The sequence below is a fragment of the Paraburkholderia sp. BL17N1 genome (genome assembly GCF_003634175.1).
Lineage (GTDB): Bacteria > Pseudomonadota > Gammaproteobacteria > Burkholderiales > Burkholderiaceae > Paraburkholderia.
In genome coordinates, this window is sequence record NZ_RBIW01000002.1 from 2255305 (window position 1) to 2271411 (window position 16107).

15 protein-coding genes are annotated in these 16107 nt (G+C 63.2%); 9 read left to right on the plus strand and 6 right to left on the minus strand.

Annotated features, from left to right (window positions below; translation table 11 throughout):
- The first annotated feature begins 76 nt into the window (after positions 1-76).
- The 3 genes from B0G82_RS30010 to B0G82_RS30020 all read left to right on the plus strand — a co-directional run bounded on the left by B0G82_RS30010 (position 77) and on the right by B0G82_RS30020 (position 2722).
- Complete coding sequence (locus tag B0G82_RS30010) at positions 77-1036, plus strand: hypothetical protein (RefSeq protein WP_121309984.1); 960 nt, start codon at positions 77-79, stop codon at positions 1034-1036.
- A 159-nt stretch (positions 1037-1195) separates the two neighbouring features.
- Positions 1196-1510: an antibiotic biosynthesis monooxygenase gene (locus B0G82_RS30015; RefSeq protein ID WP_116147733.1), complete on the plus strand. Its 315-nt coding sequence runs from the start codon at positions 1196-1198 to the stop codon at positions 1508-1510.
- Positions 1511-1714: 204 nt separating this feature from the next.
- The gene (locus B0G82_RS30020) at positions 1715-2722 is read left to right on the plus strand and encodes an NAD(P)-dependent alcohol dehydrogenase (protein ID WP_121309985.1); all 1008 of its coding nucleotides are present in this window, start codon (positions 1715-1717) and stop codon (positions 2720-2722) included.
- 103 nt (positions 2723-2825) lie between these two features.
- Here the strand turns inward: B0G82_RS30020 and B0G82_RS30025 are convergent, their stop codons facing one another.
- Together B0G82_RS30025 and B0G82_RS30030 are read right to left on the minus strand one after the other, a co-directional pair.
- On the minus strand, positions 2826-3449 hold the full coding sequence (locus B0G82_RS30025; protein WP_121309986.1) for an ABC transporter ATP-binding protein: 624 nt from the start codon (positions 3447-3449) through the stop codon (positions 2826-2828).
- Between the two features lie 123 nt (positions 3450-3572).
- Entirely contained in the window at positions 3573-4415 is an 843-nt protein-coding gene (locus B0G82_RS30030) for a shikimate dehydrogenase (protein ID WP_121309987.1), read from the minus strand.
- Between the two features lie 458 nt (positions 4416-4873).
- Here B0G82_RS30030 and B0G82_RS30035 point away from each other — a divergent pair, with 458 nt between their 5' ends.
- On the plus strand, positions 4874-6187 hold the full coding sequence (locus tag B0G82_RS30035; protein ID WP_121309988.1) for an MFS transporter: 1314 nt from the start codon (positions 4874-4876) through the stop codon (positions 6185-6187).
- Between the two features lie 4 nt (positions 6188-6191).
- Here the strand turns inward: B0G82_RS30035 and B0G82_RS30040 are convergent, their stop codons facing one another.
- Both B0G82_RS30040 and B0G82_RS30045 read right to left on the minus strand, forming a co-directional pair.
- On the minus strand, positions 6192-7232 hold the full coding sequence (locus B0G82_RS30040; RefSeq protein ID WP_121309989.1) for an AraC family transcriptional regulator: 1041 nt from the start codon (positions 7230-7232) through the stop codon (positions 6192-6194).
- A gap of 352 nt (positions 7233-7584) precedes the next feature.
- On the minus strand, positions 7585-8610 hold the full coding sequence (locus B0G82_RS30045) for a nitronate monooxygenase (RefSeq protein ID WP_121309990.1): 1026 nt from the start codon (positions 8608-8610) through the stop codon (positions 7585-7587).
- A 531-nt stretch (positions 8611-9141) separates the two neighbouring features.
- Here B0G82_RS30045 and B0G82_RS30050 point away from each other — a divergent pair.
- Positions 9142-11046 carry an AAA family ATPase gene (locus B0G82_RS30050; protein ID WP_121309991.1) on the plus strand — a complete coding sequence of 635 codons (1905 nt, stop codon included), beginning with the start codon at positions 9142-9144 and terminating at the stop codon, positions 11044-11046.
- A gap of 82 nt (positions 11047-11128) precedes the next feature.
- Here B0G82_RS30050 and B0G82_RS30055 read toward each other — a convergent pair whose 3' ends face one another.
- Entirely contained in the window at positions 11129-11389 is a 261-nt protein-coding gene (locus B0G82_RS30055) for a hypothetical protein (protein WP_181916879.1), read from the minus strand.
- A 126-nt stretch (positions 11390-11515) separates the two neighbouring features.
- Positions 11516-12673, minus strand: a complete 1158-nt coding sequence (locus tag B0G82_RS30060) for an acyltransferase (RefSeq protein WP_121310937.1) — start codon at positions 12671-12673, stop codon at positions 11516-11518.
- Between B0G82_RS30060 and B0G82_RS41135 the strand changes: the two genes are divergently transcribed.
- The 4 genes from B0G82_RS41135 to B0G82_RS30075 all read left to right on the plus strand — a co-directional run bounded on the left by B0G82_RS41135 (position 12672) and on the right by B0G82_RS30075 (position 16025).
- The gene (locus tag B0G82_RS41135) at positions 12672-12794 is read left to right on the plus strand and encodes a hypothetical protein (protein ID WP_277872806.1); all 123 of its coding nucleotides are present in this window, start codon (positions 12672-12674) and stop codon (positions 12792-12794) included. The two genes, B0G82_RS30060 and B0G82_RS41135, sit on opposite strands and share 2 nt — an antisense overlap.
- Positions 12795-12905: 111 nt before the next feature.
- The gene (locus B0G82_RS30065) at positions 12906-13094 is read left to right on the plus strand and encodes a hypothetical protein (protein ID WP_147439588.1); all 189 of its coding nucleotides are present in this window, start codon (positions 12906-12908) and stop codon (positions 13092-13094) included.
- A gap of 130 nt (positions 13095-13224) precedes the next feature.
- Complete coding sequence (locus B0G82_RS30070) at positions 13225-14358, plus strand: OpgC domain-containing protein (protein ID WP_121309993.1); 1134 nt, start codon at positions 13225-13227, stop codon at positions 14356-14358.
- A complete protein-coding gene (locus B0G82_RS30075) occupies positions 14355-16025 on the plus strand; it encodes a tannase/feruloyl esterase family alpha/beta hydrolase (protein ID WP_121309994.1) in 1671 nt (556 codons plus the stop codon). Before B0G82_RS30070 ends, B0G82_RS30075 begins: the two co-directional genes overlap by 4 nt.
- Positions 16026-16107 lie beyond the last annotated feature (82 nt).

Consider the following 16107-nt stretch of genomic DNA (forward strand, 5'->3'; position numbering starts at 1 on the left):
GCTCGGGCGTCGTGAACTTCTTCATGCAGAGACGCGTGCGAAATTAAAAATACCTAGATTCCATTAGGAGCCGGGCATGCTAAGAAAAGTAGTCGATCGGGCGAAACAGATCCGACGCAGTGAGGGGTTCAAGCATTCCGTTGCCACACCGCGTCGCATCTCGCTTCATGCCACACAGCGATTGAACAGGGGAATCTTTGCCATTGAAATTCAGGAGAACTCTGGTTTCTTCTCCGTGATGCAGATGGTCCTGTTTATTCTGATGTATTGCGACGAGAAGTCTCTGACGCCGTGCATCAGCGCACGCGGCGGTCTCTACGGAGACGCTGAGGGAACCATCGACTGGTTCTCTTCCTTCTTTGAGTCCGTGAATGGCAAGGCCGCGGCATCGCTTGCGCACAAGGTGAGAAAATCGACGGTTCGCGACCTGGTCCAGTTAGGGTTTCGTCAACGCTATGAGACTCAGCTTCAGCTCAAGAGCGCCAGCGAACTATTCTTCGCACATTACCGCCCAGCCGCCCATATCGTCGATGAAGTCGATGCGATCTGCAGCAAGCTAGAGATCGGCGCGTCCACGCTTGGTGCGCATTTCAGAGGCACGGACAAATCGCTGGAAGCCATCCCGGTTTCATGGAGCGATTTCTGCCGCCAAATAGAAACGACACTTGCTGAAAACCCGCACTTGAGCAACGTTTTCGTTTCAAGCGACGAACAGGCGTTTCTCGACTACTTCGCCGTGTGGCCGTTTTCCAGGCCGGTCAAAGTGGCGCCCGCGAAACTCCTCGCGTACGGCAATACGCCCATTCATTTCAGCGGTTATCCGGGACTCGAAATCGGCCGCGAAGCGCTGGTCTCCAGTCTGCTGTTGTCCCGTTGCGGGTATCTGGTGAAGACGCCGTCGTATCTGTCGGCATGGTCCAGAATATTCAATCCGTCGCTGCCGGTGAAACTCGTGTCGCCGCCGCGGCCAGACGCATTCTGGTTTCCCGACAGCCGGCTATGGCTCGAACAGGTGGCGCAGGACAAGGCGGCCTGAACGCGGACGGTGTCGGGTGCGTTGGCCGTATCGCAGTCTTGACACGGGTACGAAGAGTGGCGCGCATATAATAAAAGGCCGCCTGACGGTTTTGCCGGAACGATTCGTTCGAATCCGGCAATCCGTCAGATACACCGTGACTGCAAAGAGGCCTTCAGCATGTACATTGCCATGAACCGCTTCAAAGTGACGCCCGGATCCGAAGCTGCTTTCGAACATCTGTGGACCACGCGCGATACGCATCTGAAAGAGGTGCCGGGGTTCGTGGAATTTCATCTGCTGAAGGGTCCGCAGAAGGACGATCACGTTCTCTATTCCAGCCATACGATCTGGAAGGACTACGCGTCCTTCGAGGCGTGGACGCAATCCGAGGCCTTTCGCGCCGCGCATCGCAACGCGGGCGGCGACAATCGCGTGCTCTATCTCGGGCATCCGGAATTCGAAGGCTTCGAAGTCATTCAAACCGTCAAATGAATGCATGACGTTCGCGACGCGCCCCGTGTCATTCACGGGCGTCGTGAAGGGACTCCCCCGTTGATAATGCGCTTTCAGCGAGCGTTTCGCCGGCGTCAGCCGGTGCGCGCCTCGACTACGCGCTGAGCAGGCTTGCGGTATTCTTTTGCGAGCATTTCGCCGCGACGCGTCGCGCGCCGGCGCAACTCACAGAGGAACGAAAACATGAAAGCCGTCAAAATCGGTTCGCCCGCTACTGTCGCCAATCTCCAGGTCGTCGACATCGCCGATCCCGGTCAGCCCGCGGCGGGCCAGATTCGCGTGCGCATTCAAGCGAACTCCTTGAACTTTCACGACTATGGCGTGGTGAGCGGCAATCTGCCTGCTGAAGCAGGGCGGATTCCGATGGCGGACGGGGCGGGCGTCGTCGAGGCAGTTGGCGCGGGCGTGTCGGAATTCAAAGCGGGCGATCACGTGGTGTCGTGCTTCTTTCCGTTCTGGGAAAACGGGCCGCCTGCCATCGCCGATTTCACGACCACACCCGGCGACGGCGTCGACGGCTATGCACGCGAAGCCGTCGTGCTGCCGAGCCACTACTTCACGCATGCGCCGCGCGGCTATAGCCACGCCGAGTCCGCAACGTTGACTACAGCGGGGCTGACGGCATGGCGCGCGCTCGTCGTGGATGGCCAGTTGAAGGCCGGCAACACGGTGCTCGTGCTCGGCACCGGCGGCGTGTCGATTTTCGCCTTGCAGATCGCTAAAGCGATGGGCGCTTCGGTGATCGCGACGTCTTCATCGGACGCGAAGCTAGAGAGGCTTCGCGAACTCGGAGCCGACCACACGATCAACTATCGCGAGAACCCGGAATGGGGCAAGCAGGTCCGCTCGCTGACCGGTGGCCGCGGTGTCGATCATGTGATCGAAGTCGGCGGGCCGGGCACTTTGCCGCAGTCGATCACCGCGTGCCGGATAGGTGGCCATATCGCGCTGATCGGCGTGTTGACCGGAAGGGCAGGGCCGGTGCCGACCGCGGCGCTGATGGCGCGGCAGCAGCGCCTGCAAGGCTTGATCGTCGGCAGCCGTCAGGATCAGCGCGACATGATCCGCGCGCTTGAAGTGACCGGCATCAAGCCGGTGATCGACAGCACGTTCGAACTGGAGAAACTCGGCGAGGCGTTTGCGCACGAGGAATCCGGCGCTCACTTCGGGAAGATTTGCGTGGCGGTGTAAGGACCGTTAGCGTGTGCGAGTGAATGCCGACGTGTGCCGGTTTCGCTCGCGTTGTCCATATCGCCGCAAGGGCTACAAACGGTATGCAGGGCATGCAAGCGTGTCAGGCGCGCTTTCCCAAGTCGGCGAAGTTGACGCTGTGCGCTTCGCACGCACACGTAAAGACCTCGTCGTAGCTCGAGAAAAACACCGTGCGTGTTTGTGCCAGGGTCTTGAACAGATCAACCAGCACGGCGCGGGCGGCGGCGTCGAGTCCGCCGACGGGTTCATCTGCGATCAGCACCTGGGTGTCGCCGAGCACGGCCGACGTCAGGAAAAACTTCTTGCGCGTACCGAACGACATCTGCTCGAAGCGTTTGTCGAAATGCGGCGTGAGACCGAAGCGGTCCGCGAGCGTCAACGCGCCGGCGGTGACAGCGGTGTTTCGCGCCGATGCCACCGTGTTCAGATACTCGCGACCGGTCTGATCCGAACAAGGCATGCAGTCTTCGGGCACGTAGGAGAGCACGGATTGCGCGACCCGCGGCGCACTGCGCAGCGAATGGCCGCCGAGCCACACCTCTCCGCTATCGGGTTCGATTGTGCCCGCGAGGATGCCGAGCAACGTCGACTTGCCGCTGCCGGATTCGTCGTTCAACGCGACGCATCCTGATGCTGTGTCGTAATGCAGTGCCTCAAAGATGGGGCGTTCGCCGTAGCGTTTGCTGAGGTTTTCGAATCGAAGCATGGTTGGAGCGTGAATCAGGAGACGACTGGCCGCGTTGAATCGCGTGGCAGATGTCTTCTACAGGTTGGCGTCGCGCAAGTGTAGCAGCGTGAGCCGTGGACGCTGTCGCGTCCGAAGCTTCGCTTACCGATCGGCATCCAGCAAAAACGCCACCATCCGGTCGCACACGCGGGCGAACATTTGCGTGCCCGTCACGGTCGGGCATCCACGCGCGCGGGCGGCTTCGATCAACGGCGTAAGCGGCGGCTTCGTCACCACATCGCCGACGAATGTCGTGGCCGGCAAACGCGATACGTCGATGGGCAGCGGGTCGTCCGCGCGCATGCCGAGCGGCGATGCATTGACGACCACGTCATAGGCATTGGCATCCACGGAAGCGGCCGCACCGCGCACTTCACCCGGGCCGAGCGCGTTCAACCGGCCGATCAGCGACGCCGTGCGTTCGGCATCGTTATCGCGCACCTCGAGCGACGCCACACCGCCTTGCACCAGCGCATGTCCAATCGCGGAGCCCGGGCCGCCCGCACCGACCAGCAGCGCACGTTTGCCGCGCAGATCGCAACCCGCATCGACGAGCGCCGCCACGAAACCGGTGCCGTCGAACATGCCGCCGTGCCAGATGCCGTCCGCCGTGCGGCGCAAAGTGTTGACCGCGCCGAGAAAGCTCGCCTGCTCGGTGAGCGAGCCGCAGTACCTGATGGCGCTGAACTTGTGGGGCACGGTAATGATCACGCCGTCGACATTGCGCATGGGCGTCACGCCCGCAAAAAATGCGGGCAGATCGGCGGGCGCGACGTGCGCGGGCACCACCACCGCATCGCGTCCGGCCGCGCGCAAAGCGATGGTCACGCCGGACGGCGAACGGACCTGCGCGATCGGATCGCCGACGATGAAAACCACTCGCGTGGCGCCGCTGAGGCCTTCATCCAGCGAGGTGGAAAAAGAAGAGGCGTCGGATTGTGTCATGTTGTGTGTCTCCAGAGTGTTGCCTGGCTTTCGTCATGCCGCGATGCCGGGCGATCTGGCTTGAGTATGTACTGCGCGAACGGTCCGTGGACCGGTTCCCCCGAGAAAACCGCTTCCTCCTGACATCAGTACGCGCAGCGTCATTCCTCCATGAATGCAGAAATATCTTGCGCTTCGCGTTTGTGGAATGGTATGAGTTCGCCGTATTTCAAGCGCAGTCTGCGCGTGGCGACGGTCGCGGCCGTGGTGCAGCGGTCGAGCCGAAGCGTGAGGGACGGCCGCGCGCCGCTTGAGCCTCTGGCTGCGTTGCTTACTGGCGGCGCGCGCCAGTTTGTGCGAGACCCAAGGCCCGGACCCGTAAAAGTGCAGCGTGATACCTCGCCGTTAAGTCGAACAGGCAACTCGCGTTTCTTCCATAACCTTCCTGAATACCTCGACACATGCGTCGACAGTCACTCATGCACACTGCTGCCGGCAAAGCGGTCCCGCTGTCCCGCGCCGAACTCAGGCGTATCGTCGCCGCCATCGTAATCGGCAATGGTTTCGTCGCTTACGACTTCACCGTCTACAGCTTTTCGGCCGTCGTGATCGGCAATCTGTTCTTTCCGTCGCACAATCCGGCGTCGTCGCTATTGCTGTCGCTCGCCACCTTCGGCGCGGGTTTCGTGATGCGCCCGCTCGGCGCGCTCATGATCGGCCATATTGCCGACAGCCGCGGCCGTAAAGCCGGGCTCACCGTATCGCTCGCCTTGATGACGCTCGGCACGTGGCTGATCGCCTGCCTGCCGGGCTATGCGTCGATCGGCCCGGCGGCGACGGTGCTGATGGTGCTCGCGCGCCTGACGCAAGGGCTCGCGGCGGGCGGCGAGATCGGCCCGGCGTCGGCCTCGCTGATGGAATCGGCCGGCTATCGACACCGCTGTTTCATGGTGAGCTGGCGCGGCGCCAGTCAGGGCGCGGCCGCTTTCGCCGCCGCGCTGGTCGGGGCGGGCACCACGGCGCTTTTGTCGCCCGCCGCCATGCACGAATGGGGCTGGCGGATTCCGTTCGTGCTGGGCGGCCTGATCGGCCCGGTCGGCTGGTATCTGCGCCGCCGCATGCCGGCGGCCGCGCCGCGGGAGCGCACCCGGCTCAGTCCGCGGCGGCTGTTCGCGGAGCATACGCGCCCGCTCGTTTGCGGCATTCTGATGATGGCCGCGCCTTCGGTAAGCATCTATATCACCGTGTTCTACATGCCGGCCTATCTGGTGCGTACCTTGCACCGGCCGCCGACCATCAGTCTGTTGACGGCGTGCCTTTCGGGCGTCGTGATTCTGCTCGTGACGCCGCTCATCGCGCGCGCGGCCGACCGGCTCGCGAGCCGCAAGCCGCTGCAGTACGCGTCGCTTCTCGCGTCGCTGGCGGCGGCATGGCCCGCGTTCTGGGCGCTGACACACGGTGCGGGCGATCTCGCGGCGCTCGTCATCATCACGGCTTACGTGGCGCTCGCTGTGAACAATGCCGGCGCCGCCTCGGTGCTGATGATGGAAGCATTCCCCGCTCACCGGCGCGCGGCCGGACTGTCGGTGATCTACAGTTTTGGCGTGGTGCTGTTCGGCGGATTTTCGCCGTTTCTGGTGACGTGGCTCATCAGCCGGACAGGCGATCCGATGATCCCGGCCTGGTATCTGATGGGCGCCGCGGCGCTAACGCTGATCGCGCTGAGGGCGTTCCCGGAAGCGTTCCCAGAGGCGGACGCGTGCGCTGCAAGCGCGTCGAAGTCGCCTGCCTGACGCGCTAGGCCGCGTCGCGCAACTGCTGCAGGACGAAGGCACGGGCGCGCATGTCCTGCGGGCTCATGTCGAAGGCGCGGCGAAACGCGCGGGTGAAGTCCGACGCGCTCTGAAAGCCGAGTCCAAATGCAATTTCCGCGACCTGCAGATGCGGATAACGGACTAGTTCGTCCGCCGCCTCGCGCAGACGTCGATTGCGGATATAGGCGCCGAGACCGCCTTCGTGCTCGAACCAGCGATAGATCGTCGCGCGCTTGAGTTGCAGCGCCTGAACCACGCTGGTCGGCGTGAGGTCGCCCTGGTGCAGATTGGCCTCGATATAGCGGCGTACCCGGCCCATCACCGCGGCCTGCAGCGCGGCGCGGCCGGCGCCGCTCAGGCGCGCCTCCTTGCGAAACGCGGCCATCAGCAACTGCGTGCCCGCCTGCAACGCATGGATGGCGCTGGCCGGATCGAGCCGCGCAATGTCGCGGGCGAGCGCCGTCATGTGATCCAGCACGACGCCGGTCAACGGCGAGCCTTGCTGGACGATGCGGCCGTGAATCGACGCGCCGTCGCGCAATGCCTCGTCCACCACCGCGGCCGGTACGAACAGGCTCAGAAGGCGGCAGTCCGGGCGTTCGGCGCGAAACGGCTGGTTCAGATCGAACGCGACAATGCCTGCCACCGAGTCCGGCGCGCTGCGCTTTTTGTGCATGCCGGTGACGTGGCCGATTTCCCCTTCCACGAAGAGCTGAAACACGTAGTCGCGCCGCGAATCGGTGGATACGCGGGCTACCGAGCGCTCCAGCAGCATGGAATCGGTGCGGCAGTCGGTAAAAACCATGCCGCCGACCGCGTATAAATCGATTTCGCCGCGAAACCCCCCGGCAATCTGCGCTTTCGACGGCGGCGCGTCGACCACATGCCCCACGCGACGGCGCCAGGCGAGGAATTGTTCGTCGGGCGCCAGTCCATGCGTGCTGAAACGGCTCGTCGACGTGGCGGAGCGCGAATTGGCCGCGGCGGCCGCGGCCACATGGTGCGGCGAAGTTCGCTGGTTCATTAATCGGTTGCTGCAAGCGGGAAATGTGTTTCGGCGGGGCTGCGGCGCGCGTACGGGATTTCACGCGCCGCCGTCCGAATGTGAGACGGACGGTCAAGCCTAACAAAAAACCTGCATTAATGTTGCGTGATTAGATGCAGATCGTTTTCGCGGACGGCGTGGCAGGGAGTCGACCGCCGCTGCAACGGGAATCGAAACTGCGCGCAGATATAGCGCCGCGCCGAGGAGAACCAGATCGATGCAGGCCGGTATCGCTAACAAAAGCTAATAAAAACAGCAGAACCTGAGAGAGCAAGTGGCGACGATGCGAACGGGCCCGAAGAGGCCCGTCGCACCTCCCCAGCACTGACTGTCAATGCACACCCGCGGCGCGGACCCGCGCCGCTGCGTCCGCCGCCTCGTTCATGAGCCGGTGGATAACTTCCGCCGCCGACGCGCATCGCTCGACCAGCGCCGACGATTCCCCCGCGAACAAGGCCATTTTTTCCAGATTGCCCACCGTGTCGCGTAGCGGGGAGACCGTGCTGAATTTGTAGATCGGTCCCTGGTCGTCGTGTGCGATTTCTTCGCGCGGCAACACATGCGGACGATTGCCGAACAGATTGCCGCCGGCCTCGCGCGTCACGCTGTTGGCCAGCACGCGCACCGGCGAGCCGGGCGGCCAGTTGATCGCGTAGATGTCGGTATGCACGGTGTCGCCCGCTCGGGCGTCGACGATCCGTTGCTTGTGATAGTCGTGCGCGAAAGATTCATGCGTGGCGACGAATAGCGTGCCGCAGTGAATGCCCGCCGCGCCGAGCGCGAGCGCGGCAACCAGGCCGCCACCCGTAGCGAAGCCACCGGAGGCCACCACCGGCACGCGCAAACGCTGCGTGAGTTCCGGCAGCAGCGCCATGATGCCGATGCGCCCGCGCACGTGGCCGCCGGCTTCCACGCCTTGCGCGATGATTGCGTCCACGCCGGCCTGCTGCGCGGCGAGCGCTTCGTCGAGCGAGCCGACCTGCCAGAGGACGAGCGCGCCGGCATCTTTAGCCCGTTTCACCACATCAGGCATGACGTCCCAGAAGAAGCACATGGCCGGCACCTGCGCCGCCCGGCACACGTCGAGTTGCGCATCGAGCAGCGCGGGCTCCGTCCGGAAAGGAATGAGGTTGACGCCGAACGGCCGGTTCGTCGTCGCGCGCACGGCGGCGATTTCGCACTCGATCACTTCCGGCGCTTCCCCAACCATGCCGAGCAGACCGAAGCCGCCGGCTTCAGAAACGGCCACCGCTAACTCCGCGCGCGCCGGGCCGCCCATACCAGCCGAAATGACGGGATGCCGACAACCGAGCAAACGGGTCAGCGCTGTATCGAATACCGGCGTGTTGTCGTGCATGGCAGTCCCCCATCGTGTGGCGTCGCGGTGATGCACAGGATTGTGCAGCTCGCCGCGGCGAACCTGCATCCACGGCGGTCTTTTTAGAGTAGATGCAGATGAACGCGGCGGCAGGGGGCATTTTTCGTCGGAGGATAAGCGCGCATGGACAAGACTATATTCAGTAATTCTGACCGCTTTAAATAGGGAGCGGTTAATAGTAGATATGCGGAATACGCAATGAATTTAGCGCTGATAAACTGTGCGCCGGAGCAGTCTCACAGCGGGCTGAACACAGCGCTCGCTCCCCAAAATACGGCGGCTCGAAAGCGCCGGATAGACGGTAGAACTAGGCCTTTTCTGCGATTTGGAAGAAGCGGCGGCACGGCATACTGGCCGTGGACACGTCGTTAAAAAGGGACGTATGGTTGGCTGTCCTGTCTTCCGGTCTTGCATGGTGTCGCATCAGTCGATTCCCCTCCGCCAACCTCTGCCCACCTGAACTTTGACAAGTATCGGGGCTCGCTTTGGGCCCGTTTTTGGAAGTGACTCATGAAGCCGCGAAACAATTCGCTTGGTAAAAGACGCACGCGCAAGATCGCCGCCTCGGTGGTGGCGGCGCTTATCGCAGTGCTGCTCGCCTTCGGCGTGTGGCATTACCAGCAGCGAGCGGCACAGGTCGCGCCTGCGTTGACCGGCGTCGCGAGCCAGATGCGCCACGATTCCTCGGCATGGACGCACGAAGAGAAAGACGCCTCGCAAATGCTGCGCGATATTCACGACGCCAAGGTTGCCGCGATCGGCGTGAGTCCCAACGCGATTCTGATCTCGAAGCGCGACGGCACGAAATACTTCGTCACCGACCACAACGCGACGTTCTCGCACGCGCTGCTGCTCGGCGAGCCGAAGACGGACGAAGCCGCCGCCTATCAACTCGTCTGGCTTCCCGATGCGGATATTCAAACCGGCGGCGCGCGCTGGGTGCAGGCGTTCGATCAGGTGCGCGACGCCATCAGCGTGCTGCTGCCGTTACTGCTGGTCGGCGGCATGGTGTGGTTCATGCGCCGCGAAATGCGCGGCGGCGCGACGCTGCTCGCGAGGGCGCCCGCACTGCGTTTCGACGACGTGATCGGCGCGGGCGAAGCGAAGGCGGCGCTCGCGGACATTCGCGGTTATCTCTCCGACCCGAAGCAGTTCACGTCGATGGGCGTGCGCGCACCGTGCGGCATTCTGATGGTGGGCGGCCCCGGCGTCGGCAAGACGCGGCTTGCGCAGGCGTTGGCCGGCGAGTGCGGCGCGAACTTCATCTCGATCACGGGCAGCTATTTCAGCGCGAAGTATTACGGCGTCGGCATCCAGAAGGTCAAGCATCTGTTCGAACTGGCGCGCAAGAATGCGCCCACGGTGATCTTCATCGACGAAGCCGACGGGCTCGCCAAGCGCACGGATACGGGCAGCGGTCCAGTCGAAGCCGAGAGCAACCGCATCATCAATCAGCTGCTGGCGGAAATGGATGGCTTCGCTTCGAACGAAGGCGTGATTATCGTCGCGGCGACCAATCACCCCGACAATCTGGACGAGGCATTGCGCCGGCCGGGCCGCTTCGATCGCACCGTGCAGGTCCGTTTGCCCGATCGCGAAGACCGCGCGAAGATTTTCCGTTTCTACGCGGAGAAGCTGAAGTCGAAAGCCGCCGACATCGACTACGATCAACTGGCGCGCCTCACCACGGGCCTGTCGCCGGCAACGGTCGCGATGGTGGTGAATCAGGCGGGGCTCGTCGCGCGTAAGGCGGGCGACACCGAAATCACCTCGAAGCATTTCATGGAAGCGATCAAGATCGCGCGGATCGGCGACGTGAGCGGCGCCGAGCGCGCGCTAAGCGAAGACGAACGGACGCGTATCGCCGTGCACGAAGCGGGGCATGGCCTCGTCGCCGCGCTGCTGGGCACGGGGGTGCTGGAAGAGGTCACGATTTTGCCGCGCGGCGGTGCGCTTGGCGTCGCGCTGATCACGAAAGCGCAAGACAAGCATCTGTATCGCGAGACCGAGATCCGCAACGAAATCCAGGTGTTGCTCGGCGGCCGCAACGCGGAAATTCTGACGTTCTCCGAAGCATCGAGCGGTGCCGCTTCGGATTTGCAGGAAGCGTCGCGCATCAGCCTCGACATGGTGTCGAAATTCGGTTTCAACAGCGACGGCGATCTGTTCAGCCTGGCGGCGCTGCCGTCGCAGTACGCGGGTCTGCAAATGAAAAGCGCCATCGAGCATGCGAATGTGCTGCTCAAGGAATTGAACCAACTGTGTTACGGCTTGCTGCATGCGTACGAGCCGGTGCTGCGCGCGATTGCGGACGAATTGCTCGAGCAGGAGACCGTGCCCGGAGAAACCGTGTACCGGTTGATCAGGGAACACAAGAGCGCACTGAAGATCGTTCACGAGCCGGAAGCGGCTTGAACGGTTGATCGACTGTTTGCCCCGATCACAATCAATGGGCGGCGCCAGTTAATGGCGCCGCTTTTTTATTGGCTGGCACTAGCTACGCGAAATCCGATGGTCCGGGCTCCGGAACGCCCGGAGGCGTTTCGGTATCGCCAAGTGCCGCGCCATCGGCTTCGTTAGCGGGCGGCAGCGTCTCGCCTTTTTTCGGCAGTGGTTGATCGAGACCCGGTTCGACCGGCGTGGGGATTGCGTCGCCGATCGGCTTGGAAACCTCGGTGGGCGGTCTGCCGGGATCTTCCTCGGGCTGGCGCGCGGGCTCGTGCTCTTGCTCGTTCGGGGAATTGTCCATGGTTGCCACGACGGGCTCTCCGGTTGATTGGGGTACACCGTTGTGCAGCAATGCGCGTACCACGGCCCATTTCGAACGCGAGCTAATGGTGCCCCCAACTGCGCCGCTTGCAAGTGAGCGTAAGTCGCGCCTGGATCAGGCTGCGTCGGATGCGGTGCTGTCGTTCCTCGACGAATGCTCCGTCCGCTCACGACGCGAGGGCGACGCCGCCGACGCAGGCCGCGTCTTCAAACGAAGGATCGGCGCTTCGATCAGCCGCCATGACAGCATCGCCATCGCAAGCGAGATCACAAACGACCCAGCGATGCCCACGACGTGCGCCCACACGGGCACCGTGCCGCCAAAGAGCGCCGCGGCGTGATGGTTGCGCGTCAGGTCCGGGATCAGATTGTGATAGAGGTAAAAGCCATAGCTGATTCGCCCGAAGCTCACCAGCCAGCCCGTTTCGAGCAGGCCGATCACGAAGGCGTTGCGGCAGCAGGCAATCGAGCACACCAGCGCCGCGATGCACATACCGTACGAAGCACTGACCATGGTGAACAGCAGTGGACTGTCCACCTCGCTCCATCTCGGTTCGGTCGCGCAGAAGCCCACCAGCGCGAGACTCAGCGCGAAGAGTGTCACGCCGTGCCCGAGCCAGCCTCGCAAGCGGCTCGCTTGTCCCGCGATCATCAAGCCGCCAATGCCACCCAACGCCAGCAACCAGAAGTTCGTCAGCGGATGCGTGTAAATGGTGATTTCCTGCCAATGCGCCGCGCGCATGGCGAGCAGCGAACCCAGCCCGGCCACGACGATCGCGACACACACCGCGCGATGCCGGCGCGTGGCAAGCAGCAGCAGGAGCGGTGCGAACACGAGATAAAACTGTTCTTCGATTGCGAGGCTCCACAAATGCGAGTAGCGCCCCGGCCAATAGTGCAGCACCGAGCCGATCCAGATATTCGACAGATAGGCGAAATGAAACGGCATGCCGCTCGCCAGTTCGGGACTTGCCATGCCGAATGCCATCAGCACGCACATCACCACCAGCATCAGGTAGTAGATCGGAAAAATGCGCAGGGTCCGGCGAAACAGAAAGCGCTTCAATTCGGCGCCGAATCGGCTCGCGCCGCTTTCAATGCGTGCGCGTTGCGCAGCAAGAATGCCGATGATCAGAAAACCGCTCAGCGCAAAAAAGATCCATACACCGAGATGGCCGATCTCGCCGATGTCGCCGAACAGGCGGTGCTGAAAAAATACCATCAGGACTGCGATCGCACGCAATCCGTCGAAGCCGGCAATTCTGTTGTTCATGTGGTCGTCTTCCATTGCGAAGGCGGCGCGCGCGGCGCAGCCGTTCTGGGCGGTAGTGGAAGGACCGGCGCGCATCGGTGACGCTCGGGTCGGCCGTGGCGAGTTGAAGGCGTCGCAATGACGCTCGGCGAGCCGGCCGATCGCGGATCGGCCGCCCGCGTGTCCGGTCCACATGAGTGGCCGCCGTCGAACGGTGGCGTCGCGCGAATCGCGCGAGGTCCGACGGGCGTGCATGAAACCATCCTACGATGAAAAAAAGCGAAAAAAATCGCGCATCGCATCCAGCGATTTATTTTCCGCGCCGATTACCGATCCCCCGCTCGACGCCGAATTAAAGCCGCAAATCTTGCCGCGAATTGAAGACGCGATGACTCAGTATTACCGCATGCCGACAACCGAATTTCAAATCGCCGCCACGTGATCCGAAATTAGAGGCGGGTTGTCAGCGCGCGGCGCTCATCCGCGCAGCCTCGCTGGGAACGTTTTATTGTCATGGTGTTTCTACGAAAAACGACGCGCGGCAGGCGTGCGTCCCTCCTGCGAGAACCTGAATGGAAACCCGTCGCGGCCGCCCCGGTGGAAGTCCTCCTGGAGGGCGTTCGATCGAAGTGGACTTCTTCCGCGGCGTCGTGCTGATCGTCATCGTGCTGGACCACATTCCCGGCAGCACGCTGTCGCATCTGATGCTGCATGCCTACGCGTTGTGCGATTCGGCGGAAGTGTTCGTGTTTCTTGGCGGCTATGCATCGGCGGCGGCGTACACGGCGGTGCTCGCGGGCCGCGGCGAGAACGCGGCGAAGATGCGCTTCATGCGGCGCTGCTGGGAAATCTACCGTGCCTATCTGTTGACGGCGGTCTTGACTCTGCTGTCCGGCGCCGTTCTCGCAACGCTGAATCTGAACCGTCCCATGGTGGAGCTCACCGGCTGGCCGCCTTTTGCGGTTCAGCCGCTGCGCGACGCTTTCGATATCATGCTGCTGCGGCGCCAGCCTTATCTGTCGAGCGTATTGCCCATGTACGTGGTCTTCGCGCTCAGCGTGCCGTTCGCGGTGCCGCTGGCGCGGCGTTCGCCGCTCATGGCGGTGAGCCTGAGCTTGCTGATCTGGGCGCTGGCCCGGCCGTTGGCCGCATTATTCAGCATTGACGATGTGGCCGCCTGGGCTTTTAATCCGTTTGCATGGCAACTGATGTTCGTACTCGGGATTCTCTGCCGGGTGCAGCCCATCAGCGAGCGCTTTCACGCAACCCGTACCGCGCGCTGGTTCACGCGAGTCGCGGTGGTCGCAGTGCTGGCGTTCGCTATCGTCAAACTCTTCGTGCTGACGCAACCTTTGCCCGGCGCGTTTAAACAGAATCTGTCTCCTGACCGCGTGATCAACTTCATCGTCATTGCCTGGCTCGCGGCACAGCTCGTGCGTCTGGGCAGCATCGCGTGGCTCGCGCGGCGGCTGCCTGCCGTGGTGACCGTCGGCCGCACGGGGCTCGTGTGTTTCGTTGCGGGCACACTCGTTTCGCTGATCGTCGATACGGCGACGCCGCATATGTTTCATGGCTTTCGCGGCGTGCTGATCGGTCTGGGCGGCGATCTCGTCGCTATCGGCGCCGTGCTGATGATCGCGCGCGGCTGGAACGGCTGGAAAGGGCAGAAGTCGGCTGCGGTCGCCAATGGCGCGGGTTACGGATGAGGTCGCGTCGGCGCTGTGCGCGTGTCGCGCGAAATTCGCGCGCGGTCATCCACGTTGTCGGCGCGATGTTGTGGCTTGCCGCTCAGCCGGCGCTCGCCGCGCTCGCGGAAGCGCCGCTCGCCATGCGCTGTGCGGAATTGGCGGGCGCCGTCCTGCAACCCGAACTGATTGCGTTGCCCACTGCCGGCGTGCAGATCGAAAGCGCGGCGATGGTGAGCGCGACCGCGCCAGGCAACCAGCAAGGCGGCGAGTACTGCCGTATCACCGGCCGCATCAAAGGGTTCAGCGCCACGACGCCGGATATCCGTTTTGACCTGAATTTGCCGCGCCGCTGGAACGGCCGCGCGTTGCAGATCGGTGGCGGCGGTTATAACGGCGTGGTGGTGAGCGGCACCGGCGTGATGCCGTTTTCGCCGAACCGCGCGCCGCTCGCGCAAGGCTATGCAACTTTCGGCGACGACTCGGGGCATGTCGGCGATTCGTCGGTGGCGGTGTTCGGCCTCGTCGACGAGGCGGTCACCAACTTCGGCTTTGCGCATCTGAAGAAAACACACGATGCCGCGCTTGCGCTGATTGTCCGCGCATACGGCCGGCCGCCGCAACGCATGTATTTCGCCGGCGGTTCGACCGGCGGCCGCGAAGGCTACACCGTGATGCAGCGCTATCCCGACGATTACGACGGCGTGATCGCGAATTCGCCCGCGCTCAATTTCACTGGCGTGCGTCTGCTGGGCGTGAAACTCGGCCAGGCGGAATACGGCACGCCCGGCGGCTTCATTCCACCGATGCTGCTCGAACACGTCTATCAACGCACGCTCGCCGCGTGCGACCGGCTCGACGGCGCGGCGGACGGCATTGTCAGCGACGTCGCCGCATGCCGTGAGCGCGAGGCGGAGATCATCGATTCGTTGCGCTGCAGCGGACGCACGCCTTCGCACGATGAATGCCTCACCAACACGCAGCTCTCCACCTTGCTCGTGATGCGCGACGGGCTCTCGTTGCCCTACCGTTTGGCGTGGGATGTCGACGGCTATCGCGGCTACAACATTTTTCAGGGCACGCATCTGACCGGCCTGCTCGGCCTCGCGCATCAGCCGGAGCGCTTGCCGGTGCCGACGTTTTTTGCCAACGGCTACCTGTTCGCGCAAGGCGACGGCTATATCCGCTACTTCGTCGCGCGCGACGCCGGCTTCGACTCGCTCAGGTTCGACCCGCAACGCCCCGGCAAATATCGCGCGCAACTGGTCGCGCTGTCGCAGACCATCGGCGCGATGAACCCCGATCTCACGCGCTATATCGCGCGCGGCGGCAAGCTCATCACGCTGCAAGGCCTCGCCGACGAAGTCATCAGCCCGAACCAGACCATCGCATACTACGACAGGCTGGTGGCCCGGTTCGGCATCGACCAGGTCAATAGTTTCATGCGCTTGTACATGGTGCCGGGATTCCAGCACGGCAGCGGCGTGTTCATCCCATCGGTCGATCTGCTGGGCGCGCTCGACAACTGGGTGACGCGCGGGGCATCGCCCGAGACGCTGACGGCAACCGATATCGCGGCGGCGACCAATGGGCGCTCACGTCCGCTGTGCCGGTATCCGCTGTTTCCGCGCTATGCCGGCAGAGGCAATGTGAATTCCGCCAACAGTTTCGTTTGCGCGGAGCCGTGAGCGGCAGTTATTGAAAAAATGCCTCGCAAGGGGAATGACTCGCGTGCGTGATCCGAGCCCCCGGTGGATGAACGCGTGATCG

Coding starts and splice junctions, on each gene's coding strand:
- B0G82_RS30020 (WP_121309985.1), top strand. CDS start 1,715: ATGAAAGCCGTCAAAATCGGTTCGCCCGCTACTGTCGCCAATCTCCAG.
- B0G82_RS41135 (WP_277872806.1), top strand. CDS start 12,672: ATGTGGTCGTCTTCCATTGCGAAGGCGGCGCGCGCGGCGCAGCCGTTC.
- B0G82_RS30035 (WP_121309988.1), top strand. CDS start 4,874: ATGCACACTGCTGCCGGCAAAGCGGTCCCGCTGTCCCGCGCCGAACTC.
- B0G82_RS30040 (WP_121309989.1), bottom strand. CDS start 7,232: ATGAACCAGCGAACTTCGCCGCACCATGTGGCCGCGGCCGCCGCGGCC.
- B0G82_RS30075 (WP_121309994.1), top strand. CDS start 14,355: ATGAGGTCGCGTCGGCGCTGTGCGCGTGTCGCGCGAAATTCGCGCGCG.
- B0G82_RS30065 (WP_147439588.1), top strand. CDS start 12,906: ATGAAACCATCCTACGATGAAAAAAAGCGAAAAAAATCGCGCATCGCA.
- B0G82_RS30060 (WP_121310937.1), bottom strand. CDS start 12,673: ATGAACAACAGAATTGCCGGCTTCGACGGATTGCGTGCGATCGCAGTC.
- B0G82_RS30015 (WP_116147733.1), top strand. CDS start 1,196: ATGTACATTGCCATGAACCGCTTCAAAGTGACGCCCGGATCCGAAGCT.
- B0G82_RS30025 (WP_121309986.1), bottom strand. CDS start 3,449: ATGCTTCGATTCGAAAACCTCAGCAAACGCTACGGCGAACGCCCCATC.
- B0G82_RS30050 (WP_121309991.1), top strand. CDS start 9,142: ATGAAGCCGCGAAACAATTCGCTTGGTAAAAGACGCACGCGCAAGATC.
- B0G82_RS30030 (WP_121309987.1), bottom strand. CDS start 4,415: ATGACACAATCCGACGCCTCTTCTTTTTCCACCTCGCTGGATGAAGGC.
- B0G82_RS30045 (WP_121309990.1), bottom strand. CDS start 8,610: ATGCACGACAACACGCCGGTATTCGATACAGCGCTGACCCGTTTGCTC.
- B0G82_RS30070 (WP_121309993.1), top strand. CDS start 13,225: ATGGAAACCCGTCGCGGCCGCCCCGGTGGAAGTCCTCCTGGAGGGCGT.
- B0G82_RS30010 (WP_121309984.1), top strand. CDS start 77: ATGCTAAGAAAAGTAGTCGATCGGGCGAAACAGATCCGACGCAGTGAG.